The following is a 19317-nucleotide window of genomic DNA, read 5'->3' as shown; positions in this document are numbered from 1 at the left end:
GCGTGTGGTTTGCCGGGGCCCACTCAGCCGAACCGCATGGCCAGCTTGCGGAAGAGTTGCGGAGCCATGCCCTGGAGCCGGCCCGGCACGCCCAGCCAGCGCGGCACGGTGATCTCGTCCCGGCGACCGGCGAGCGCCTTCTCGACCGCTGCCGCGACCCGCCCGGCGGGTACCGGTCGTGGCCAGGACCGCGTGTAGGGGGTGCCGCGGCGGGCGAAGAACGGCGTGTCCACGGGACCTGGCAGCACCAGGCAGACGTGGACGCCTGTGCCCTGGAGTTCATGGCGCAGGCTCTCCGTGAACGCGATCAGCGCGCCCTTCGTCGCCGCGTAGACCGCCTCGTCCCGTACACCGAACCGGCCGGCGACAGAGCCGATCAGCACCAGCCGGCCCGACCCGCGGGACACCATCTGCGGCAGCACCAGGCGGACGAGGTGGAGTACGGCGCAGACGTTGACACTCACCAGACGGTCCACCGTGCCGGGCGGCATGTCGGTGTACGAGCCCGCCCAGCCGAGCCCCGCTCCGGCGACGAGCACGTCGACTCTTCCGCTGTGCGCCAGTGCCGCCTCGGCCAGCTTGCGGCAGCCCTCCTCGGAGGCCAGGTCCATCGGCAACGCGGCACCGGAGGTGCGGGCGGCGACACTGCCGAGCCGGCCCTCGTCCCGCCCGTTGAGCAGCAGCTCCCATCGCCCGCCGGCCGCGAGCCGTGACGCGATCTCGGCGCCGATCCCGGACGAGGCCCCGGTGATCAACACGACCGGCCGCGGGCCGGGGGCGGGCGGACCGGCCGCAACCGACTGCGTCACGTCGGTCCCGGTTGCGGGGGTGCCGTGGGCTGGGTGGCTCTTGTGCATGGCTTCCGTCCTCCGGGGCCGCCGACATCCTGATGAAGCACCAGCCTGCAGCGGCCCGTACCGAGTCATCCTTCATGCAACCAGCGCACCGGCCAACGCGCTCGACCGCACCTGGGCTAACGGCCCGCCCGTCCGGGGCTGGCGCACCGGCCGCGATGCGAGGAATATCCAAGAATGGGACGCCGGATTCTGATCGTCAGCGCGAGCATGGGCGCCGGACACGACGCCGTGGCCGCCGAACTGGCCGGGCGGCTGCGGGCCGACGGTCATCTGACCGCACGTGTGGACCTCCTCGAGATTCTGCCCCCAGGTGCCGGGCGCGGGCTGCGCGCCGCATACCGCACGGCGCTCCGCCACTGCCCAGGGGCCTACGCGGCGGTCTACTCGGCATTCTTCCGCGACCGCGGAGACCAGCGCGACCGGAACGGCTGGGCGCCGAGCACCGGGCCGCTGGCCGCAGCCCTGGAGCCACGCCTGCGCGACGTCGTCGAGCGCTGGCGCCCGGATGCGCTCGTCTCCACCTTCCACCAGGCTGCTCAGGTCACAGGGCGGCTGCGCGCCCAGGGCGGTGACTGCCCGCCCAGCACGGTCGTGGTCACCGACTTCGCCGTGCACCGGCAGTGGCTCCATCCCGGCAACGACCTGCACCTGTGCCTGACCGAGGCCGTCGCGGCGCGCGTCCGTGCCAGGACAGGACGCCCGGCGGAGGTGTGCGGCCCGGTCGTGCCTGGAGCCTTCGCCGCGGCCGCCCACGAGAATGCGGGCGGGCGGCCGTCGCGCTGGGCGCGGGAGTTCGCGCGGCGCGGTCCGGGCCGGCCTGCGGTGCTGCTTTCGGCCGGGGCCTGGGGCGTGGGACAGGGGCTGACTGCCACCGCGCTCCTGCTCGCCGGCGCAGGCCACCTTCCGGTGCTGCTGTGCGGCAAGGACGAACGACTGCGGACCCGCGCCGCGATGCTTCCCGGCGTCCTGGCGCTGGGCTGGGTCGAGGACCTGCCTGAGCTCATGGCGGCATCGGGCGCCCTGGTGGACAACGCCGCGGGGCAGACGGCCGTCCAGGCCCTCGCCGCCGGCGTACCGGTCGTCGGATACCGGCCGATCCCCGGCCACGGCGCCGAGGGCGTCAGTGAGATGGCTGCCGCAGGCCTCACCGAACACGCTGCCGACACGATCGGGCTGCTCAGCTCACTGGACCGGCTGCTGCGCCCCGGTCCCGACCGGGACCGACGGATCGCCGCCGGGCAGGCCGTCTTCACCGCAGACGCGGCCGAACTGGTCGCCTGGTGAGCCCGAGGGGCGAAGTACGGCAACCGGATGAATGACTGCGACCGGCCGCGGATGTGGGCCGCCGACGGTTCCTTGCTGCGCGCGTTCACCGCGCTGGTGGCTCAGGCCGAGATGAACGAGGACCTGAACCGGGTCGTCGCGGTGGACTCCAAAATCCCGCGGGTCAGGAGGTGCCCGCCGGTGTCGGTGGAGCGCTGCCGGCAGGGGGCGGCTCGAAGGCGGTCGGGAGCGAGCCGGGGGTGACCGGGGTCCGTTGGCCGGAGCCGGTGACCGGGAGGCGGGCGCCGTCGAGGGCCGGGTCCACGTATTCGGCGAACCAGGCGTCGAGCCGGGTGGCGAGTTCGGTGCGGACAGCCGTGTGGAGCGGTGCGTCGGCGAGGTTGTGCTCCTCGCCCGGATCGTGGGCCAAGTCGTACAGCTCGTGCGGGCCGTGCGGGTAGCGGTGAACGTATTTCCAGTCCCGGGTGCGGATCATGCGTACCGGCCCGTACTCGTCGTAGACGACGATCCGCTGCCGTTCGGCGCCGTCGCCGTCGCCGTCGTCGGTACCGGTCAGGATGTCCGCGAAGGACCGGCCCGGCAGCCGGGGGTCGGGGTGGTGGTCGAGGCCGAGGTGGTCGACGAGCGTCGGCAGGACGTCGTACTGCGACAGCAGGGCGTCGCAGTGGCGCCCGGAAGGGATGCGGCCGGGCTGGGAGATCAGACAGGGCACGAGGACCGAACTGTCGTACATGTTCTGCGGGAACGTGCCGTTGCCCTTGCCCCAGATGCCGTGGTGTCCGGCATTGAAGCCGTTGTCGCTGGTGAAGATCACGAGGGTGGATCCGGTGAGGCCGAGTGCGTCGAGCCGGTCCAGAACCCGGCCGATGGCCGCGTCCATGGCGGTCGTGGCGGCGAAGTAGCCGATCAGGGCCTGCCGGGTGTCGCTCTCGCCGCCGACCGGTGAGCCGTCCTCGGTCAGCGGCTGCCACGGGTGCGCAGGTCCTTGCGGACAGCTGTCGAAGGTGCAGTTCTCGTACAACTCGGTGTACTGGTGCGGGTGTTGTCCGCGCCACGGCTTGTGGGGCGCGGTGAAGTGCAGGGAGAGATGGAAGGGCTCGGGGCGCTCGGACTCGGATGTGAGGAACTGATCGGCGTCGGCGGCGAGCGCGTCGGTGAGATAGCCCGGCTCCTCGGCCCGCGTTCCGTCGCGGTACATCGGCGCCCCGTAGTACGGGCCGCCGCCGCTCTCATGGGCGTACCAGTGGACGAAGCCCTTGCGGGGACGGTCGTTGGCGCCCAGATGCCACTTGCCGCTGAGACCGAGCCGGTATCCGGCGTCCGCGAGCAGATCGGTGAAGAGCGTCCGTCCGGAGAGGAAGTCGATGCCCGTCCGCCCGGCGTGATGGTACGAGAGCCAGTCGTGGACCCCGTGCTGGGAGGGCAGTTCCCCGGTGAACAGGGAGGCACGGGCCGGCGAGCAGACCGGTGAGGTGCAGAAGAAGCGGCTGAAGCGGATCCCCCGGGTCGCCAGGGCGTCCAGGTGTGGGGTGTGGATCTCGTCGTTGCCCGCGCACCCCATCGCCCACGGCCCTTGGTCGTCGGAGAGGATGAGCAGGACGTTGGGACGGTCCGGGTCGCGGCTGGCCAAGGGTTCCTCCTCGAACGATGGCCGGTGAGGCCGGGACGGGCACGACGCGCGCGGAGGGCGTCCGCCGCAGCGTGCGTACCGGCTCCGCCGTCGAGGGCGGAGCCGGGGCATGGCCTGCCGCCGCCCGTATGAGCTGTCTGCGCTGCGCGAGAGCGAGCGTCTCGTGCATGTCCCGAGCCTGGGGGTGGGCTGCGCATCGAGTCAACTGCTCATGACGTAATGAATCGCCTATGAATGATTCGGGTGCCTGGTGACCGGTAGTGGCGCGGGCACCTCCTTCGACCCCGTTGCACGCGGGATGGCTCGCCCAGTCGCTCATTCATGGGTAATTCATATGCTCAAACGGCAATTGACTGCTCTATGAATGGCTGGAAATCATAGGCCCAATCCCTCCAGCCCCGCCTCAGACCGCAGTCTCCGAGGAGAGCTATGCCCAACGACAGACAGTCCGTCAGCTCTGCCCACATCTCGCGCCGAGCCGTCCTCACCGCCGCCCTGGCCGCCTCCGTCGGTCTCACGGCGGCCGCCTGTGCGCCCGGCGCGTCGTCCACCGCGGGCGGCGGTGACTCGTTCACGTACTGGTCCATGTGGAAGCAGAACGAGCCGCAGGCCAAGGTGCTGCAGGCGGCGATCACCCGGTTCACCGAGGACACCGGCATCAAGGTCAGCATCCAGTGGAAGGGCCGACAGGTCATCCAGCAGCTGGCGCCCACTCTGAACACCGCCAACGTCCCGGCCGACCTCGTCGACTCCGCGGACCGCTTCGCCTACGCGCAGCTCCAGGCCACCGGCCAGGCGCTCGACCTCACCCCCCTGCTGGGCGAGGCGATACCGGGGGAGAGCGGCAACACCGTCGGCAGCGTCGTCCCGGCCCGCTACCGCGACCTGAACACCACCGACGGCACCCTCTGGCAGATTCCGTACGAGGTGCTCACCACCCAGATCTGGTACGACGGGAAGGCCCTGCCCGACGTGGCCGCCAACCCGCCCGCCACCTGGGAGGAGTTCACCGAACTGCTGGCCAGGCGGAAGAAGGCCCTCGGTGACGGTCCGCTGGCACTCGACGGGGACATCCCCGACTACGCCGCCTACTGGACCTATTACGCCGTCCTGCGCGGACTGGGCCCCGGGGCCTTCGGCAAGGCGGCCATGGACAGGACCGGAGCGGCGTTCGAGGCCGAGGGCTTCGTCGACGCGCTCCGGCACATCGAGAAACTGATCGGCGCCGGCGACTTCACGTCCGGGTACGACGGATCCAAGTGGCCCGCCGTGCAGCAGAAGTGGGCCAAGGGGAAGTCCGACTTCCTGCTGCTGGGCACCTTCGCGCCCAGTGAGACAACCGAGTTCGCCACCTCCGGCTTCCGCTACCGGTCCTTCCCCTTCCCCGAGTTCACCGGCGGCGGCGAGGCGGCCCAGGACATCTCGCTCATCGGCTTCTCCATCCCCAAGAAGGCCAGGAACAGCGCCGCCGCGCAGAAGTTCATCGCCTACTTCCTCGCCAAGCGCCAACTGTCGGGCATCTCCGGCCAGGCCAAGAACATCACCCCGCGCTCCGACATCGCCGCCCCTGCCGAGCTGGCCGACGCCCAGAAGGCCCTCGCCTCCGGCACCATCGTGAAGACCCTGGACGGCGTCAAGGAAACGGCCGCCGAGTGGTACACCAAGGTCTTCCAGCCGCTGAACACGAGCTTCATCACCGGTCACCTCACCGCCGAGGCCTTCGCCGGCAAGCTCAAGTCCGCGTCCGCCGCCTACTGGAAGACCGCCTCGTGACGGCCGACGCGGCCACCGGAGGACTCCGTACCCGCCGACGTGCGTCCGTCTCGCGGACGGACGCACGTCCCAGCCCGCTCGCCGCCCGGCGCCGCCGGCTGTTCTGGCCGCTCCTCGTGCCCGCGGTCGTGGTCTACCTCGTCTTCTTCGCCGGCCCCTCCCTGTACACAGTGTGGCTCAGCTTCAACGAATGGGGCGGCGCCGGTCCCATGAGCTTCGTCGGGATCGACAACTACCGTCGCCTGCTGGAGGATCCGGCCTTCCAGCAGTCCTTCACCAACACCCTGTGGATCATCCTCGGCGTCGGCGGACTGACCTTCCTGGTCTCGTTCGCGCTGACCATGGTGCTGCGCGACATGAAGGGCCGCAAGGCCGCCCGGTCCATTCTCTTCTTCCCCAACATCGTTCCCAGCATCGCCCTGTCGATCCTGTGGGGATTCCTCTTCCAGCACGACGGACTCGCCGACGCCCTCGTCGGGGCGCTGGGGATGGAGCACCCGCCGAACTGGCTGGGGCAGAGCACCATCTTCCGTGTCATCATGATCGGCCTGGTGTGGACCTCGACCGGCTTCTACACCACCATCCTGATGGCCGCCGTCGACCAGATACCGCCCGAGCTCTACGAGGACTGCGACCTCGCCGGAGCCAACGCCTTCCAGAAGTTCCGCCATGTGACCCTGCCGCTGATGTGGGACGTGGTCGGCGTCTGCGCGGTCCTCTGGACCATCAGCGCCGTCAAGGTCTTCGAGTTCGTCTACGCCTTCGCCGGTGCGGCGGGCCAGATGCCCGACACCGGTGTGTGGAACACCGCCCTCTACACCTACGGCGAGGCCTTCGCCTCCGGCGGCATACCGCGCTACGGCTCCGCCGCGGCGAGTGCCGTGGTCATGGTCACCCTGGTCGGCGCCCTCGTCGTGCTCATCCGGCGCGTCATGCGGCGCGACACCGTGCAGTTCTGACCGTCCGGGGGCGCGCCCCCTTGCGCAGCCCGTCGTTTCCCGAGAACCCAGGAGGCCCCGCCGCCATGGCCGTCATCACCTCCGGTCGCCCGCCCGGCCGCCTCGCCCGCCTGCGCGGCCGGCTCACCACCACCCGTGTCCTCGGAGTGCCCCTGGTCTGGGCCTTCGCAGGCTTCAACATCCTCACCGGACTATGGCTGCTCCTGTCGTCACTGAAGAGCGCGAGCGAGATCTTCAGCTCCCCGTGGGAGCTGCCGCACGCCCTGCACTGGGACAATTACGCACGGGCCTGGACCGAGGGCCTCTTCGGACAAGCCGCCCTCAACACCCTGGTCGTCGTGGCCGGCACCGCGGTGGGCACCCTCGTCCTCGCCGCGCCCGCCGCGTACGTCCTCAGCCGCGTCACCACCCGCTTCAACGGCGGCTTCATCCTCTTCTTCGCTCTGGGCCTCGGCATCCCCGCCCAGGTGGTGATGCTGCCCCTGTTCGTGGTCATGAACAAGCTGTTCCTGGTCGACAGCCTCTTCGGACTCATCGTGGTCTACGTGGCGACCTCGCTGCCCTTCGCCGTGTTCTTCCTCACCGGTTTCTTCTCGACCCTCCCGGTGGAACTGGAAGAAGCGGCCGCGCTGGACGGGGCTTCCGCGTTCCGCACCTTCTGGCAGGTGATGCTGCCGCTGGCCCGAGGCGGACTGGTCACCGTCCTGATCCTCAACATCATCCAACACTGGGGCGAGACCGTCTTCGCACTGGTCTTCATCCAGAACACCGATCACCAGACCCTCTCCCTCGCCCTTCTCGGCTTCCTCCAACAGATGCAGTACAACGGCGCCGACTGGGGCGGCCTGTTCGCCGGCGTGGCCGTGGTCGTCCTGCCGGTGCTCGCCTGCTACGTATGGCTCGGCCGCCGGATCATCGAAGGCATGACCGTCGGCTCCGTCAAATGACAGGCAGAGGAGACGTCATGGCCGACCGGCCGCATCCGTCGACGGCGCAGATCGCCGAAGGCACGAAAGACCTGAAGTTCCGCCAACTCGCCCACGAGCTGCGCCAACAGGTCCGGGACGGCGTCTGGCCCGTCGGGGGCCGACTGCCCACGGAGAAGCAACTCGCCCTCAACAGCGGCACATCGGTCAGCACCGTACGGCGCGCCGTCGACGAACTCATCGCCGAAGGACTCGTCGTCCGACGCCAGGGATCGGGCACCTTCGTCCTGCCGCCCGATGCCCCCGGCACCGGCCGCGCCCTGATCGGCGTCCTCGTCCCCGACACCACCTTCTACTACCCCCAGATCCTCCAAGGCATCGAGGAAGGACTGTCCACCGCCGGTGCGCGGCTGCTCCTCACCTGCTCCGGTTACGATCAGGAGCGCGAGGCCCGTGACGTGCAGGACATGCTCGACGCCGGCACCGACGGGCTGCTGCTCGTGCCCACGCTCACCGGGCCCGAACCGGCGGACCGGTACCTCGCGCGCCTTGCCGCACTTCCCGTGCCGGTCGTCCTGGTCGAGCGCCGGAGCACCTCCCTGAGCGACACCAACGAGTACGTCTGCACCCACCACGAGGCCGGCGCCTACGACGCCGTCCGGCATCTCGCCGGACTGGGGCACCGGTCCATCGGCCTCGTGCTGCGCGCCCCGAGCCCCACTGCACCTCCGGTGATCGAGGGCTACCGGCAAGCGGTGCACGAACTGGGCTGTTCCGCAGCCGAGTTCCGGGCCACCCGGCAGGAGTGGAGTCCGGCGGCGGCCGACCGCTGCCTCGCCGTGCTGCGGGAGGCGGGCGTCACCGCAGCCGTATGCTTCGGCGACCGGCAGGCCGCGCTCCTCGAAGGCGCCGCCCGCCGGGCCGGGCTCACTGTCCCCGACGACCTCGCCCTGGTCGCGTACGACGACGAGATCGCCGACCTCGCCGACATTCCGCTCACCGCGGTCGCACCCCCCAAACACCTGCTGGGCAGGACGGCCGCCGAGACACTGCTGCGGCGGCTGGGCGAACCCGGACTGGCCCGCCACCGCATCCTGCTGCGCCCCAGCATCACCGTCCGCCAGTCCTGCGGGGCGAGGACGACCGACACCGGCACCACACCGAAGCAACAGGAGATCACCTCGTGACGGACATACGGCTCGGCCTGATCGGAGCAGGCGCGGTCGCCGCCCTGCACGCGCAGGCCGCCCAAGGCATCCCCGGCGTGCGGGTCACCGCTGTCTGCGACCTCGTAGCGGCCACGGCACGGAGAGTCGCCGAACCTCTGGGAGCAGCCGAGTTCACCGACCACCGTGCGCTGATCGCCTCCGGGACGGTCGACGCCGTCGTGGTCAACACGCCGCACGCGCTGCACACCGCGATCGTCACCGACTGCGCGGCGGCCGGACTGCACGTCCTGGTCGAGAAGCCCATGGCCACCACCTCCGCGGACTGCGAGGTCATGGACCGCGCCTGTCAGGACGCCGGAGTCGCACTCTTCGTGGGGCACATCCAGCACTTCCTGCCGCCGATGGTGGCCGCCAAGGCCGCGCTCGACGCGGGCGCCATCGGTTCACTGCTGGCCGTCAGCGACTGGCGCAGCACCGACTACCGGCCTGGGAGCCGCCCTGCCTGGTTCTTCGATCCGGTCGTGTCCGGCGGTGGCGTCTTCATCAACATCGGCACCCACTGTGTGGACCGATTGCTGTGGCTGGCCGGACGGCGGGTCCTCGCGGTCAGCGCCACCGCCGTACACCGGGCGAACACGCCGGCACGCATCGAGACCGATGTCCTGGCCCGCCTGGAGCTCGAGGACGGTCTCGTCGGGCACATGGGCATCACCAGCACCGGGCTGCCCGCACGGGACGAACTCATAGTGATCGGCGAACGCGGCGCCATCCGGGTCGCCCGCGGCTCCGGCGCGACCCTGCACCCGGACTGCGGCCTCGGTGCGGGCGGCTCCACCGTCCTGGCCGCGGAGTCCGACGACGACATCCCCCGGGCCTTTGGCGACCAACTGGCCGCGTTCGCAGCCGCGGTGCGTGGACAGCAGCCGCCGGCCGTCACCGCCGAGTACGGGCGGCAGGTCATCGAGGTCGTCGAAGCCACCTACCGGTCCAGCGCCGCCGGAGAGCGCGTCGCTCTGACTGCCGGGCTGGGAGCGTCCCGTGCCTGAGCGCCGGGCCTGACGGAGCTGACTGTGCTGCCGACCTCCTCGACCACGCCGACGTATTAGTGGCCCATCGGGTGGGGTTCGTCGACCGGGTTGACGCCGCGGTAGTCCCACAGGTCCGATCCGTAGACGCAGGTGGCGACGGTACGGATGATCGCGTCGGTCGGGGCGACGATCTTCGGGTCGGGGACGTTCTCGATCCGGATGTCACCGCGCTTGCGTACGGCCTTCCTGGGTACGTCCTCATCCCGACCATCAATGCCTTTCGCCGGGGTCCCCGGCGGGGCGCCTGTCGTGCGGACAGCGATAACGGGCTGGCCACCGCACGTCGGCGCATGCTGCGAAGACCGAGCGGAGCAAAGGTGCAGTCCGGCCAGGACTGAACTGCCGTAAGTCCCTTCATCGTGGTGCGAGTAGCTATTCGGAGGGCGGCAGTAGGGTCCCCAAGGGGCCGAGGTCGAGGTTGAGCTCCTCCATGGTCAGGTCGTACCGGGCGCACAACTCGTTCATACGGTCGTGGAGGATCAGGAGAGTGGCACCGAGGCGTTCCTCCTCTTCCTCGGTGAGGTCTCCCTCGTCGACGCGGTGCAGAGCCTGGCGCTCCATGAGCTGTCGCAGGAGTTCGACGAGGGTGAGGACGAGTTTGACCAGGTCACGCTCCACGGTGTCGGGTTCCGCGACGATCCGGCGTGTCGTCCTGTGTGCCGGGGGTTTCTCGTCCTGGGACGTGGCGGGCAGCAGACGGAAAGCCCGCGTGGCTGCGTCGGCGACCTCGTCGAAGCGACGTCCGGGCCCGCGGTCTTCATTCGTCATGGTCGTCTCGCGGCTGTGGTGTGCCCTCCGCCCAAGGCGACGGGTTCTGCGCGGTGATGGAGACGATGAGCGCTCGCAGGGAGACACGGACAAGGTCGATGCCTGCGATCGACAGCGTGATGTCACCGGTGAGAACCACGCCACCGCTGAGGAGGCGGTCCAGCAGGTCGATGAGGGCGATCTGCCGGCTGGGCAGCGGTTCCCTCTCGGCTTCTACGGGTAGCCGGGCAGCCCCGGTCACGGTGACGCCGTCCCCTCCGCGGGTTCGGCATCGGGCGGCGAGGCGAAGGAGTAGGGCGCCCAGGGGCCGGTGACCTCGACGCGCACCGAGTCCAGGCCTTCGGCCGCTCGCATGACGTCGGAAAAGAACGCGTCAGCATGCTCCGCCGGTACGAGGTACGCGTCATTGACGACGTTCTCCCCGGACCCGACCGCGAGTTCACCCTGCTGGAGCCTGTGCCGGGCCCGGTCCACCGCATGGATGCCGGCCGCGGCTTCGACGTTCTCAGCTGCCTGTTCGGCTGCCCGGTAGGCGTCTTCCTGTGTATGCCGTTGTGCTCTGCGACTGCGCAGGTAGGCGCGCCCGGGGCTGAGACCGGGTGCCGGAGCCGCATCTGTCCGGGCGGCGGTGACCGATATGGGTTCGACGTAGATTTTGACGCCCCACTCGACGTGCGCCGCCAAGCGGGACAGCCGGTCGCTGAACGTGCCCTGGCAGGCGTCGAGCGTCATGGCGACTCGCTCGTCATCGAGATACACGGTCGCGAGCCGCAGCGGAAGCACAGTGGTATGGGCGGACAACGCCTCAACCACGCCGTGGTGGGCCCTGGCCACCGCCTCGAGCCAGTCCAGGTCCTCAAGGTGCCGCTTGAGGGCGTCCTCCTGAAAGTCCTCGGGCGGTACAGGGCTCACCACCGCCGCAACGTCACCACCATGCCGACCGTGTACCAGGTGCACCGAAGCCCGCGCCACGCCTTGAAGGCCGGCGAGGACATCCGGCAGTCCATCGGCGTCTCGTACCACGGCATACGTGTAACTGATCGGCTCGGTCATCACTCATCCCGCCTCTTGGGGCGGACTTTGGCCGACTGCCGGCGCTGCGGCGTCGCATGCGGCGGTTTCTCGGTCACGGAACGGCGCTGTTCGGCCGACGCAAGCTCCGCGTCCTCGCGCAGAGCCTCGATCTCCGCGCGCAGGCGCTTGTTCTCCTCTGCCAGCTCGCGACTGCCGTTCGCGCGGGAGGACAGTGAGGGATCGTGCTCCCACCAGTCGATTCCCATCTCCTTGGCCTTGTCCACGGACGCGACCAGCAGGCGGAGCTTGATGGTGAGCAGTTCGATGTCGAGAAGGTTGATCTGTATGTCGCCCGCGATGACGATGCCTTTGTCGAGTACCCGCTCCAGAATGTCGGCGAGGTTGGCCGAGGACCCCTGGGCGTACTGCGGGGACGACCTGTACGGGACGGAGCCAAACCTGCTGGCAACGGGTTCTGTCACGGCCTATCGACCTCGGTTTCCTTGATTCCAGCGCCTGGAAGCAGAACTACGGCGCGGGCATTCATCAGGTCCACCCCGGGCTGAAGGCCGGGCGCGACCGCATGGCTGCCCGCGTGGAACAACTCCTTGAGCGGCTGCTCGTCGACATGGGCGCGGACGAGCCCTGCCCGGGTCGGTCAGCCGCTTCAGGCTTCTTGCCGACGAGACACAGGGCGACGGGCCGGGCGATCCTTTCCAGCCCGGTGCCCCGTGGCCTCCCGGTAGGGCGTCTGTCTTCGCATTCATCATTGCCGAAATCTCGGTCATGTCCTGCGGATCTCCTGGTGCGCCTTGATCTCGTCGAGCCGGTCGAGCAGCTCGTCCTCGCGCTGGTCGAACGTCTCCTCGTCGATCGCTCCTGACAGGAGCGCCTTCTCCAGCTCCGCGAGCTCCCGCTCGACCGGCCCGGGGTCGTAGTAGTCCCGCTCGGCAGCCTCCACGACACGCTCCACGACCCAGCCCACGCCGCGCACGGGTGCCAGCGGGAGAGTGAGGATCTGGGCGAACAGGCCCATGAGTGCTCCCTACACGAAGCTGTACGGCGGCAGCGGGCCACGCAGCCGCCAGTCGAAGTCTTCGCCAAGTTCGGCAGCGAGGTTCTTCTCTGTGGCAGTGAACCGATCCTCCCGGCGTCGATCCACGAGGAAGGAGACGTTCAGGAAGTCGTTGCCGGCCGTCTGTGAGGCCCGCTCATCGCGGGCGAGGGGGCGCAACGCCTCGATGACAGCGGCTGCCAGTGCTTCCTGGCGGGCCTGGACCTCGTTCGCCACGAGCTCGCCCAAGGCGAGCGGCAGATCGGGGTTGTTGTGGCCGGCCCGGATGTCGTCGTTGAGTCTGCGGGCCTCCGGCGACTCCTGGAGGATTTGGCGCAGCAGCGCGTCTTCGTCCTGTGCCGCCTTCAGGTGGTACTCGGCGCACCCTTCCAGCGCGGCCAGCCGTTCCGTGTACCGCTCGGCGTTCTCCTCGAGCACGGTCCGCACCGCGTCGTCATCAGGGGCCAGCAGACCGAATCGCAGAGGCAGTACGGTGCCGTCGGCCATCAGCCGCTCCTGGACCGCCTGATGTGCACCGACGTCCCGGCGTTTGGCGCGCAGCTCCTGCGGAGCGTCACTGACGACTGCGCTGAGGATTCCGCCCTGCACTGTACGCAGTTGTGCGGGAGGGTCGCCCACGCCGTTGAGATCGTCCAGGCGCAGCGGATGCGTGGCCGCCGTTATGGCGTACACATACACGGCCATGACTCAGTCCTCCCGGTGCCGGGAAGCACGGCGGGCCGTCCGGGGGCGGGGCCGCTCCCGCCTCTCTTCGGCTTCCTCGTCCTCGTCCTTGCGGCCCTGCTGCAAGACGTCGGTGACGGCCTCCATCGCGCCGGTCAGTGCCCCCTTGCTCTTGCCCTTGGCTCCGCCTTCGGTCACTTCGCCCACGAGGTCGGTCAGCTGGCTGGGTGCCTTGCGTCCGGACTCCAGGTCGAGGCGGTTGCAGGCCTCGGCGAAGCGCAGGTAGGTGTCGACACTCGCCACGACGATGCGGGCATCGACCTTGAGGATCTCGATGCCGACCAGCGATACACGGGCGAATACGTCGATGACCAAGCCGCGGTCCAGAATGAGTTCCAGAACGTCGTACAGAGTGCCGGAGCTCGGTCCCTGAGAAATACTGCCTCTGCCTTGCGGCACCACGGTCACGGTGCCCTCCCTTCGCCATCGGCCGCATACAGCGGCTCGGCGGCCCTTGCTCTCGCCCGGCGACCTGACAGCCGGGGACGGCGGTCGTAAAAGGGTCATGCGCCACGGTCGATCTGCCCGCGTGCATAGCGGCGGGTCTGCTCGTACGCCATCAGTTCGCCGTCCTGGTCCAGCGTCACCCGGTAACTCGCCATCACACTGGTGGTCTCGGGGATGCGTTCCAGTTCCATGACCTCTACCTGTGCCTTCCAGCCGTCCTCGGTGGGCTGCACCGCAGAGACGGACTCGGGCGACCTCCCCAGCAGCTCCTCAAGCTGCTCGGCCGCGTACCGCATCGCCTGCGGCGCAGACACGCGGCCAGACCTCGGCGAATCACGTTGAACCCGCGGCTTCGTGCTGCGAGCGCTGTCGCTGCGCGAGTCCGTGGCCTTGCTCCGGGACGGCTGCCGGCGTTGACCGCCGGCGCTCTTTTCTCCAACGGCCATGCTGCTGCCTCTTCGGTAGACGGCCTCTGAGTACCGGGTTGCTCCGAGTCTCGCTCAGCCGCTCGGGTTAGCAATGCGCACTGACATGATATGGCCGCGCTATTCGCGGTCTGCCTCTGTCGAATTTGCTCGTGACCGCCCTTGCTGCGCACCAGGGGTCCCTCCGGTGCGGACATGATTTTTTTGCAAGAAAAGATTGATGTTCGAACCGTTGGGATTTCATGGAGAAACTCAGGAAGAATGCATGGTCACCGCAGGAAAGTATGTTCCTTCCGCAGGAACGCGGTCAGCAGCCATCGGCGCGGTTTCGCCGGGCCGGTGTCGATCCGACGGCATGGCATCCGACCCCGCCCCGTCCCCGCTCCCGCGCCCGGCGCCCACCTACCGGTCGGTAGTGCCGTGACCGGCAATGTTTGCTCACAGCCGGGTGACGAGCGGCTCCTCACAGGTCGGCAGGTGCTGCGGAAATGGTCACTTTGACGCGTAACGCACCCAACGAGCTGGGAGAGTTCCTCAAGGCCCGGCGCGCGGAACTGAGCCCGCGCTCTGTGGGACTGCCCGACGGGACACCGCGGCGGGTGCCGGGACTGCGCCGCGAGGAAGTGGCCCTGCTGACCGCGATCAGCACCGACTACTACACCCGCCTCGAACAGGGGCGCATGCAGGCATCCGAGCCGGTGTTGACCGCCCTCGCCCGCGTCCTGGGGCTGAATGAGGACCAGCGCGACTACATGTTCGAGCTGGCGGGGAAGGAAACCGGCCGGTTGCGCCGGCACGCGGTACAGACGGTCCAACCGCAGTTGCAGCGGCTGCTCGACGATCTCACCTCGATCCCGGCCATGGTCCTGGGTCGCCACATGGATGTTCTGGCGTGGAACCCTCTGGCTGCCGCCATGGTCGGTGACTTCGGGAAGCTGCCGGAAGCGGACCGCAACTACGCGAAGATGGTCTTCACCGACCGCATGAGGGAGTTGTACGCGGACTGGGAGAGCACGGTCCGCATCACGGTGGCCCAACTGCGCATGGACGCAGCCCGCAATGCCGGTGATCCCCGGCTGACCGCACTGGTTGCCGAGCTGTCCGAGCTCTACCCGGACTTCCGGCGGTGGTGGTCCCCTCACGACGTGGCCGCCCGCACCGTGGGCACCAAGACGCTGAACCACCCGCTCGCAGGCACTCTCGTCCTCGAATGGGACACCCTCACCTGCAGCACCGACCCGGATCAGCAGCTTGTCATCTGGACCGCCGAGCCCGGCACGGCCACGTACGAGGGCCTGCGCTTCCTTGCCTCCTGGGCCGCGGGCGGACCTCGGCCTGCGCCCGGCAGACCGGCCGGGCGATGACGTTGGTTCCGTCCCGAGCCCGGCGCATCGACGAAGGGACCGCCCGCCTCCTCCGCGCGCCCGGTGATGTGTGGCCTTCCCCGCGGACCCGGGGCGTCCCGTCACCGAGGTGACCGTATCGATACCTCCCACGGATCTCGACGAACCGCCGACTCGGCAAGGCGAGCCACCACCGGTCCCGTATGGCTGTCTGCATACATCTGGTCGGGCTGCCGGAACACGAGGATGCATCGGCCCCGACCTCGGAGTACCACTGCTGCAGCACGCCGACTTGGCCCCGTCTGTTTGTGCGCAGGTCGAGACGGTCACCGCGGCGTGACCATTGCTGATGCTCTGCATCTGCCGTCAGAATGGCTGCATGGTCCTCCATGCATCGCCACACGCCGGCACACAGGACGTGGCGTCAACTACGGCGGTTGAGGCGGTGCTCAAGCGGGCCGGAGGGGACCGCGATCGCCTGCTCGAGAGGTTCAATCGGGCGGTGCGCCGTCCCGAGTCGTTCGGGGGACTGGCGGGACTCGGGGTGCTGCTCGATCAGATCGCGAGGACCGAACAGCAGTCCGTGGACACGGTGTGGATCCCGGATACGAACGCACGGCTGAGCCCTTCAACCATGCTGCGAGAGTTCTTCGCCGACCCGGACATTCATGTGGCCGCCTCCCAGTACGGCGAGGACGCCTACCGCCGGGGCTGGCTGTGCCTGGATCGCGCCCTGACTCCTGAGGAGCACGCTGTGCTCGTCGACGCAGCCGTCATGTGGGCGAGGACCGATCGCACCGTTCACGACATCGTCGCCGAATTCGGCCCGGCGTCGGTCACTTTCGGCGACCCTGACCCGCGTCGTCCCAAGACCCTCAGCTACGCCGGCAGCGACCGGAACGCGCCCGTCGTGGCCTTCCATCTCGGCCCTGCACGAGCCGGGACGATCCCAAGTTCCGAGCGTTCACCGGTAGTTGGCGCACCCTTGCTCGGAGTCCGGGTCTGCGACGATTTTCCTGGTCGCTGGGAGCTCACACCGTACGGCGAAGCATTCTTGGAGGCCGAACCGGAGTAGGAACCCGCCCCGGTCCCCGACGGCCGCCTTCCTCCACTGACCGCCCGGGGATGTGGATCCCGAGAATCGGGGCGAGGGCGTGTTGTGGACGTGGTCCAGGTTGGTCCGCGTGAATGCGAGGGTGCGGACTTACCGGTATGTGGGGCCCGTTGAGTTGCGGGACGCGGTCAGCCCCGGTGATGAGGGGCAGATCATCAGCTCGATGGCCGACCTCGAAGGCTGGGCTTTGTCTCCTGCGGAAGTCGTCTTTCGCTGACCTGGAGTGTGGAAGGGATGGACGCCGCGTTCGCCGTCTGTCCCGGAACGGCGGCCCTGCGACGCCGCCACCGACGCACCGGTGCGGTGACGCTGTTACGGAACTTCCTGCACCGGCCGTGCCAGCTCGACATTGAACTGGGCCCCGGCCAGCAGAGCGAGATTGGTGAACCAGACCCAGATCAGGAAGACGACGAGCCCGGCGAGCGACCCGTACAGCCGGCTGTACGCACCGATGTGGGTGGCGTACAAGGTGAACCCGGCCGATGCCACGAGCCACAGGGACGCGGCGAGCACTCCGCCGGGCAACCCTCGCCGCAACCCCCTGGCCGCCGCCGGGCCGGTACGGAACAGCACCATGATCAGACAGGCAACGAGGACCATCAGGATGGGCCACTTCAGCACCGTCCACACCGTGTCACTTGCGTGTGCTAGGCCGATACGGTGTCCCAGCCAGCGGGCCAACGGCCCGGTCAGCACCAGTGCGAACGCGCTGGTCATCAGTAGCAGGAGCAGCCCGACGGCACTGGTCACGATGATGTGTGCCTTGCGCAGCGCGGGCCGTGTGTCGCGGACGCCGTGCAGGGCGTGCAGAGCACGGCGGAAGACGGCCAGATAGCTGGAGGCGGACCACACGGCGCTGCTGGTCCCCGTCGCGACCAGCAGCCATACGGCGCCGCGCTCCTGGGTCGCGGCCTCCAGGGGCTCGCGCAGCGCGGCGCCGGACTCCGCGGGGGCGAAGGCCGTGATGTCGGCGATCAGCACGTCGGTTGCTCGGGGGTTGGCCAGGCCGATGAGGGCGACGGTGACCAGGAGCGCCGGGAGCAGGGCGAGGATGGCGTAGTACGTCAGGGCGGCGGCCCAGTCCGAGAGGTCGTCGTTCCACAGGGAGACGGGGGTGCGGCGCAGGGCGGCCCGGTAGTGGGCCGCCCGCCCGGAGGGTGCGCCCTGGCGGGGGACGCGTCCTGAGGCGATGGGTGTGGTCTTGCTGGGCACGCTGGTCTCCGGGGGACGTGGTCAGGCACGGCGCGGCCTGGCGGCGCCGGGGGAGGCAGCGGATCCCCCGGGGTACGGACGTCCTTTGCTACCACCTTTTCTCGTGCCTCCGATCATGGGTCGTACTCCTGCCGTGTCCAGGACCACCTGCACTACCGGACGAATCCGTTCTGGCTGCCGCTCTCCGGTATCTCGGGTCCGGGAGGAGTCGGGCCCTGGCCGGGAGTCGGCGGTCGGCGAAGGGTGCACAAAGGCGCGGCAGCAGCCCGGCAGCTGGGCGACCAGCAGACGGAGCACGAAGCGTGCGTTCTCCTGGCGCGACTCGGCCTCGCCGAGGGCGAGTCGCGAGCGCGCGATGGCCGAGCTCCGCGCGGCCGGGAAAGCCGCCGGCACGGTTATGCCGCCCCCGGGCCCGAGGCAGCGGCGCCCTCACCCTTCAGTCGGGGGCCCCGATCACCTCCGGCAGCCCGTCGGAAGCCGCGGAGCCTGCCTGCCGAGCACCGGCGCGGGCCGCAGGGGACGCGACGCCATCCGTTGACCCGAAGCCGCGGCGCGCGGACCGACCCGACGGGGCGTGAGGCCTTCGGCACGCCGGGATGTGGCACGGTGAACATGCAGCCCGATGGATCACCGAGAATGGATCACCGAGGAGGAGATTCCGTGTCGAATCCACCGCTTCCCGAGAACGCGATCGCCATGCTGAAGAAGCCCAACCAGGCCGTCATCGCGACGCTTCGGGCCGACGGCCAGCCAGTGTCCACAGCCACCTGGTACCTCTGGTGCGACGGCCGGATCCTGGTCAACATGGATGAGGGCCGCAAGCGGCTCGAACACATCCGCAACGACCCCCGGGTCACGCTCACCGTGCTCGACGAGGGGAACTGGTACACCCACCTCAGCATCATCGGACACGTCGCCGACGTACGTGAGGACAAGAACCTCACCGACATCGACCGCCTGGCCCAGCAGTACCTCGGCACGCCGTACCCTCAGCGGGACCGCGGCCGGGTCAGCGCCTGGATCGAGATCGACCGCTGGCACGGCTGGGGCACGCTCAAGGAGAACAGCCAGCCCGGCTGACCCGCGCGCCGCGGCGTCTGGCACGCACCACGCTCTCCGCGTTGTCGGGATCACCCACGCACGACCTCAAGGGCGACCCTGTGCCTTGCGACGGCACGCACCGGACGCCGAGCGGGGGTCGAAGCCGCCGAGCCAGGCGCACTCGCCGGCCTCGGCGTTCAGGTCCTGCGGGGCCGGGACGCCGGATACCGGCTGGGACACGCGCCCGCAGCCGCGTTGCACGGGGTTCCCGTCCGACCGCCGTGATGCAGGAGGCTGGACGGGGCTCGGATCCACGCAGATCATCCGTCGGGTTCATGACCTCGACCAACGCCTCGTCACCCAGGCGTGATTGTGCCGCCCGTATCGACATCAGTTCGCCCAGGGGAACTGGCCTGCGCCTGCCCGGACCAGCACCTCAGCCCGGATCCGCACCTCCCCGACCCGAGGC

Annotated in this window: 20 protein-coding genes and 1 pseudogene; 9 read left to right on the top strand and 12 right to left on the bottom strand. The window is 69.3% G+C overall.

All coding sequences use genetic code 11. The features are described from left to right. Window positions 1–23: 23 nt before the first annotated feature. A complete protein-coding gene (locus OG395_RS10835) occupies window positions 24–857 on the bottom strand; it encodes an SDR family NAD(P)-dependent oxidoreductase (protein ID WP_327242704.1) in 834 nt (277 codons plus the stop codon). Window positions 858–1031: 174 nt separating this feature from the next. Between OG395_RS10835 and OG395_RS10830 the strand changes: the two genes are divergently transcribed. Continuing rightward, window positions 1032–2141: an MGDG synthase family glycosyltransferase gene (locus OG395_RS10830; RefSeq protein ID WP_327242703.1), complete on the top strand. Its 1110-nt coding sequence runs from the start codon at window positions 1032–1034 to the stop codon at window positions 2139–2141. Between the two features lie 163 nt (window positions 2142–2304). On the opposite strand, the gene OG395_RS10825 is transcribed toward OG395_RS10830, so the two are convergent. Further along, window positions 2305–3771 carry a sulfatase-like hydrolase/transferase gene (locus tag OG395_RS10825; RefSeq protein ID WP_327242702.1) on the bottom strand — a complete coding sequence of 489 codons (1467 nt, stop codon included), beginning with the start codon at window positions 3769–3771 and terminating at the stop codon, window positions 2305–2307. A 429-nt stretch (window positions 3772–4200) separates the two neighbouring features. Here OG395_RS10825 and OG395_RS10820 point away from each other — a divergent pair, with 429 nt between their 5' ends. From OG395_RS10820 to OG395_RS10800, 5 genes are all read left to right on the top strand, one after another. Next, entirely contained in the window at window positions 4201–5544 is a 1344-nt protein-coding gene (locus tag OG395_RS10820) for an ABC transporter substrate-binding protein (protein ID WP_327242701.1), read from the top strand. Then, window positions 5541–6503 (top strand): carbohydrate ABC transporter permease, encoded by a 963-nt coding sequence (locus OG395_RS10815; protein WP_327242700.1) that lies wholly within the window; start codon window positions 5541–5543, stop codon window positions 6501–6503. The genes OG395_RS10820 and OG395_RS10815 overlap by 4 nt, the downstream gene beginning before the upstream one ends. Window positions 6504–6568: 65 nt before the next feature. Continuing rightward, window positions 6569–7450 (top strand): carbohydrate ABC transporter permease, encoded by an 882-nt coding sequence (locus OG395_RS10810; RefSeq protein WP_327242699.1) that lies wholly within the window; start codon window positions 6569–6571, stop codon window positions 7448–7450. A 17-nt stretch (window positions 7451–7467) separates the two neighbouring features. Next, window positions 7468–8616 (top strand): LacI family DNA-binding transcriptional regulator, encoded by a 1149-nt coding sequence (locus tag OG395_RS10805; protein WP_327242698.1) that lies wholly within the window; start codon window positions 7468–7470, stop codon window positions 8614–8616. Then, window positions 8613–9644: a Gfo/Idh/MocA family protein gene (locus tag OG395_RS10800; protein WP_327242697.1), complete on the top strand. Its 1032-nt coding sequence runs from the start codon at window positions 8613–8615 to the stop codon at window positions 9642–9644. The genes OG395_RS10805 and OG395_RS10800 overlap by 4 nt, the downstream gene beginning before the upstream one ends. 59 nt (window positions 9645–9703) lie before the next feature. On the opposite strand, the pseudogene OG395_RS10795 reads toward OG395_RS10800, so the two are convergent. The 9 genes and pseudogenes from OG395_RS10795 to OG395_RS10755 all read right to left on the bottom strand — a co-directional run. Beyond that, window positions 9704–9901, bottom strand: a pseudogene (locus OG395_RS10795) (hypothetical protein); the annotation flags it as partial. A gap of 157 nt (window positions 9902–10058) precedes the next feature. After that, window positions 10059–10454, bottom strand: coding sequence for a gas vesicle protein K (locus OG395_RS10790; protein WP_327242696.1), 396 nt, complete (start codon window positions 10452–10454; stop codon window positions 10059–10061). Then, on the bottom strand, window positions 10444–10695 hold the full coding sequence (locus OG395_RS10785; protein WP_327242695.1) for a gas vesicle protein: 252 nt from the start codon (window positions 10693–10695) through the stop codon (window positions 10444–10446). The genes OG395_RS10790 and OG395_RS10785 overlap by 11 nt, the downstream gene beginning before the upstream one ends. Continuing rightward, complete coding sequence (locus tag OG395_RS10780) at window positions 10692–11507, bottom strand: GvpL/GvpF family gas vesicle protein (RefSeq protein ID WP_327242694.1); 816 nt, start codon at window positions 11505–11507, stop codon at window positions 10692–10694. Before OG395_RS10780 ends, OG395_RS10785 begins: the two co-directional genes overlap by 4 nt. Next, a complete protein-coding gene (locus OG395_RS10775) occupies window positions 11507–11950 on the bottom strand; it encodes a gas vesicle protein (RefSeq protein ID WP_327242693.1) in 444 nt (147 codons plus the stop codon). Before OG395_RS10775 ends, OG395_RS10780 begins: the two co-directional genes overlap by 1 nt. A gap of 302 nt (window positions 11951–12252) precedes the next feature. Further along, window positions 12253–12504 (bottom strand): gas vesicle protein GvpG, encoded by a 252-nt coding sequence (locus OG395_RS10770; protein WP_327242692.1) that lies wholly within the window; start codon window positions 12502–12504, stop codon window positions 12253–12255. A 9-nt stretch (window positions 12505–12513) separates the two neighbouring features. After that, the gene (locus tag OG395_RS10765; protein WP_327242691.1) at window positions 12514–13227 is read right to left on the bottom strand and encodes a GvpL/GvpF family gas vesicle protein; all 714 of its coding nucleotides are present in this window, start codon (window positions 13225–13227) and stop codon (window positions 12514–12516) included. Between the two features lie 3 nt (window positions 13228–13230). Further along, window positions 13231–13668 (bottom strand): gas vesicle structural protein GvpA, encoded by a 438-nt coding sequence (locus OG395_RS10760; RefSeq protein WP_442818750.1) that lies wholly within the window; start codon window positions 13666–13668, stop codon window positions 13231–13233. 101 nt (window positions 13669–13769) lie between these two features. Continuing rightward, complete coding sequence (locus tag OG395_RS10755) at window positions 13770–14159, bottom strand: gas vesicle protein GvpO (protein ID WP_327242689.1); 390 nt, start codon at window positions 14157–14159, stop codon at window positions 13770–13772. A 467-nt stretch (window positions 14160–14626) separates the two neighbouring features. Here OG395_RS10755 and OG395_RS10750 point away from each other — a divergent pair, with 467 nt between their 5' ends. Next, window positions 14627–15502 carry a helix-turn-helix domain-containing protein gene (locus OG395_RS10750; RefSeq protein WP_327242688.1) on the top strand — a complete coding sequence of 292 codons (876 nt, stop codon included), beginning with the start codon at window positions 14627–14629 and terminating at the stop codon, window positions 15500–15502. Window positions 15503–15983: 481 nt separating this feature from the next. Further along, window positions 15984–16556 carry a hypothetical protein gene (locus tag OG395_RS10745; RefSeq protein WP_327242687.1) on the top strand — a complete coding sequence of 191 codons (573 nt, stop codon included), beginning with the start codon at window positions 15984–15986 and terminating at the stop codon, window positions 16554–16556. A 351-nt stretch (window positions 16557–16907) separates the two neighbouring features. Here OG395_RS10745 and OG395_RS10740 read toward each other — a convergent pair whose 3' ends face one another. Then, the gene (locus tag OG395_RS10740) at window positions 16908–17786 is read right to left on the bottom strand and encodes a YihY/virulence factor BrkB family protein (protein ID WP_327249308.1); all 879 of its coding nucleotides are present in this window, start codon (window positions 17784–17786) and stop codon (window positions 16908–16910) included. A 681-nt stretch (window positions 17787–18467) separates the two neighbouring features. On the opposite strand from OG395_RS10740, the gene OG395_RS10735 reads away from it, so the two are divergent. Continuing rightward, the gene (locus OG395_RS10735) at window positions 18468–18887 is read left to right on the top strand and encodes a PPOX class F420-dependent oxidoreductase (protein WP_327242686.1); all 420 of its coding nucleotides are present in this window, start codon (window positions 18468–18470) and stop codon (window positions 18885–18887) included. The last annotated feature ends 430 nt before the right edge of the window (window positions 18888–19317 follow it).

The sequence above is a fragment of the Streptomyces sp. NBC_01320 genome, assembly GCF_035974375.1.
In the GTDB taxonomy this organism is placed as follows: Bacteria; Actinomycetota; Actinomycetes; order Streptomycetales; family Streptomycetaceae; genus Streptomyces; species Streptomyces yanii.
This window is presented reverse-complemented; position numbering and strand designations above follow the sequence as displayed.

Excerpts from the sequence above, each read along its gene's own strand:
- OG395_RS10765 (WP_327242691.1), bottom strand. The coding sequence starts at position 13,227 with ATGGCCGTGTATGTGTACGCCATAACGGCGGCCACGCATCCGCTGCGC.
- OG395_RS10830 (WP_327242703.1), top strand. The coding sequence starts at position 1,032 with ATGGGACGCCGGATTCTGATCGTCAGCGCGAGCATGGGCGCCGGACAC.
- OG395_RS10770 (WP_327242692.1), bottom strand. The coding sequence starts at position 12,504 with ATGGGCCTGTTCGCCCAGATCCTCACTCTCCCGCTGGCACCCGTGCGC.
- OG395_RS10820 (WP_327242701.1), top strand. The coding sequence starts at position 4,201 with ATGCCCAACGACAGACAGTCCGTCAGCTCTGCCCACATCTCGCGCCGA.
- OG395_RS10805 (WP_327242698.1), top strand. The coding sequence starts at position 7,468 with ATGGCCGACCGGCCGCATCCGTCGACGGCGCAGATCGCCGAAGGCACG.
- OG395_RS10780 (WP_327242694.1), bottom strand. The coding sequence starts at position 11,507 with ATGACCGAGCCGATCAGTTACACGTATGCCGTGGTACGAGACGCCGAT.
- OG395_RS10810 (WP_327242699.1), top strand. The coding sequence starts at position 6,569 with ATGGCCGTCATCACCTCCGGTCGCCCGCCCGGCCGCCTCGCCCGCCTG.
- OG395_RS10835 (WP_327242704.1), bottom strand. The coding sequence starts at position 857 with ATGCACAAGAGCCACCCAGCCCACGGCACCCCCGCAACCGGGACCGAC.
- OG395_RS10790 (WP_327242696.1), bottom strand. The coding sequence starts at position 10,454 with ATGACGAATGAAGACCGCGGGCCCGGACGTCGCTTCGACGAGGTCGCC.
- OG395_RS10755 (WP_327242689.1), bottom strand. The coding sequence starts at position 14,159 with ATGGCCGTTGGAGAAAAGAGCGCCGGCGGTCAACGCCGGCAGCCGTCC.
- OG395_RS10750 (WP_327242688.1), top strand. The coding sequence starts at position 14,627 with ATGGTCACTTTGACGCGTAACGCACCCAACGAGCTGGGAGAGTTCCTC.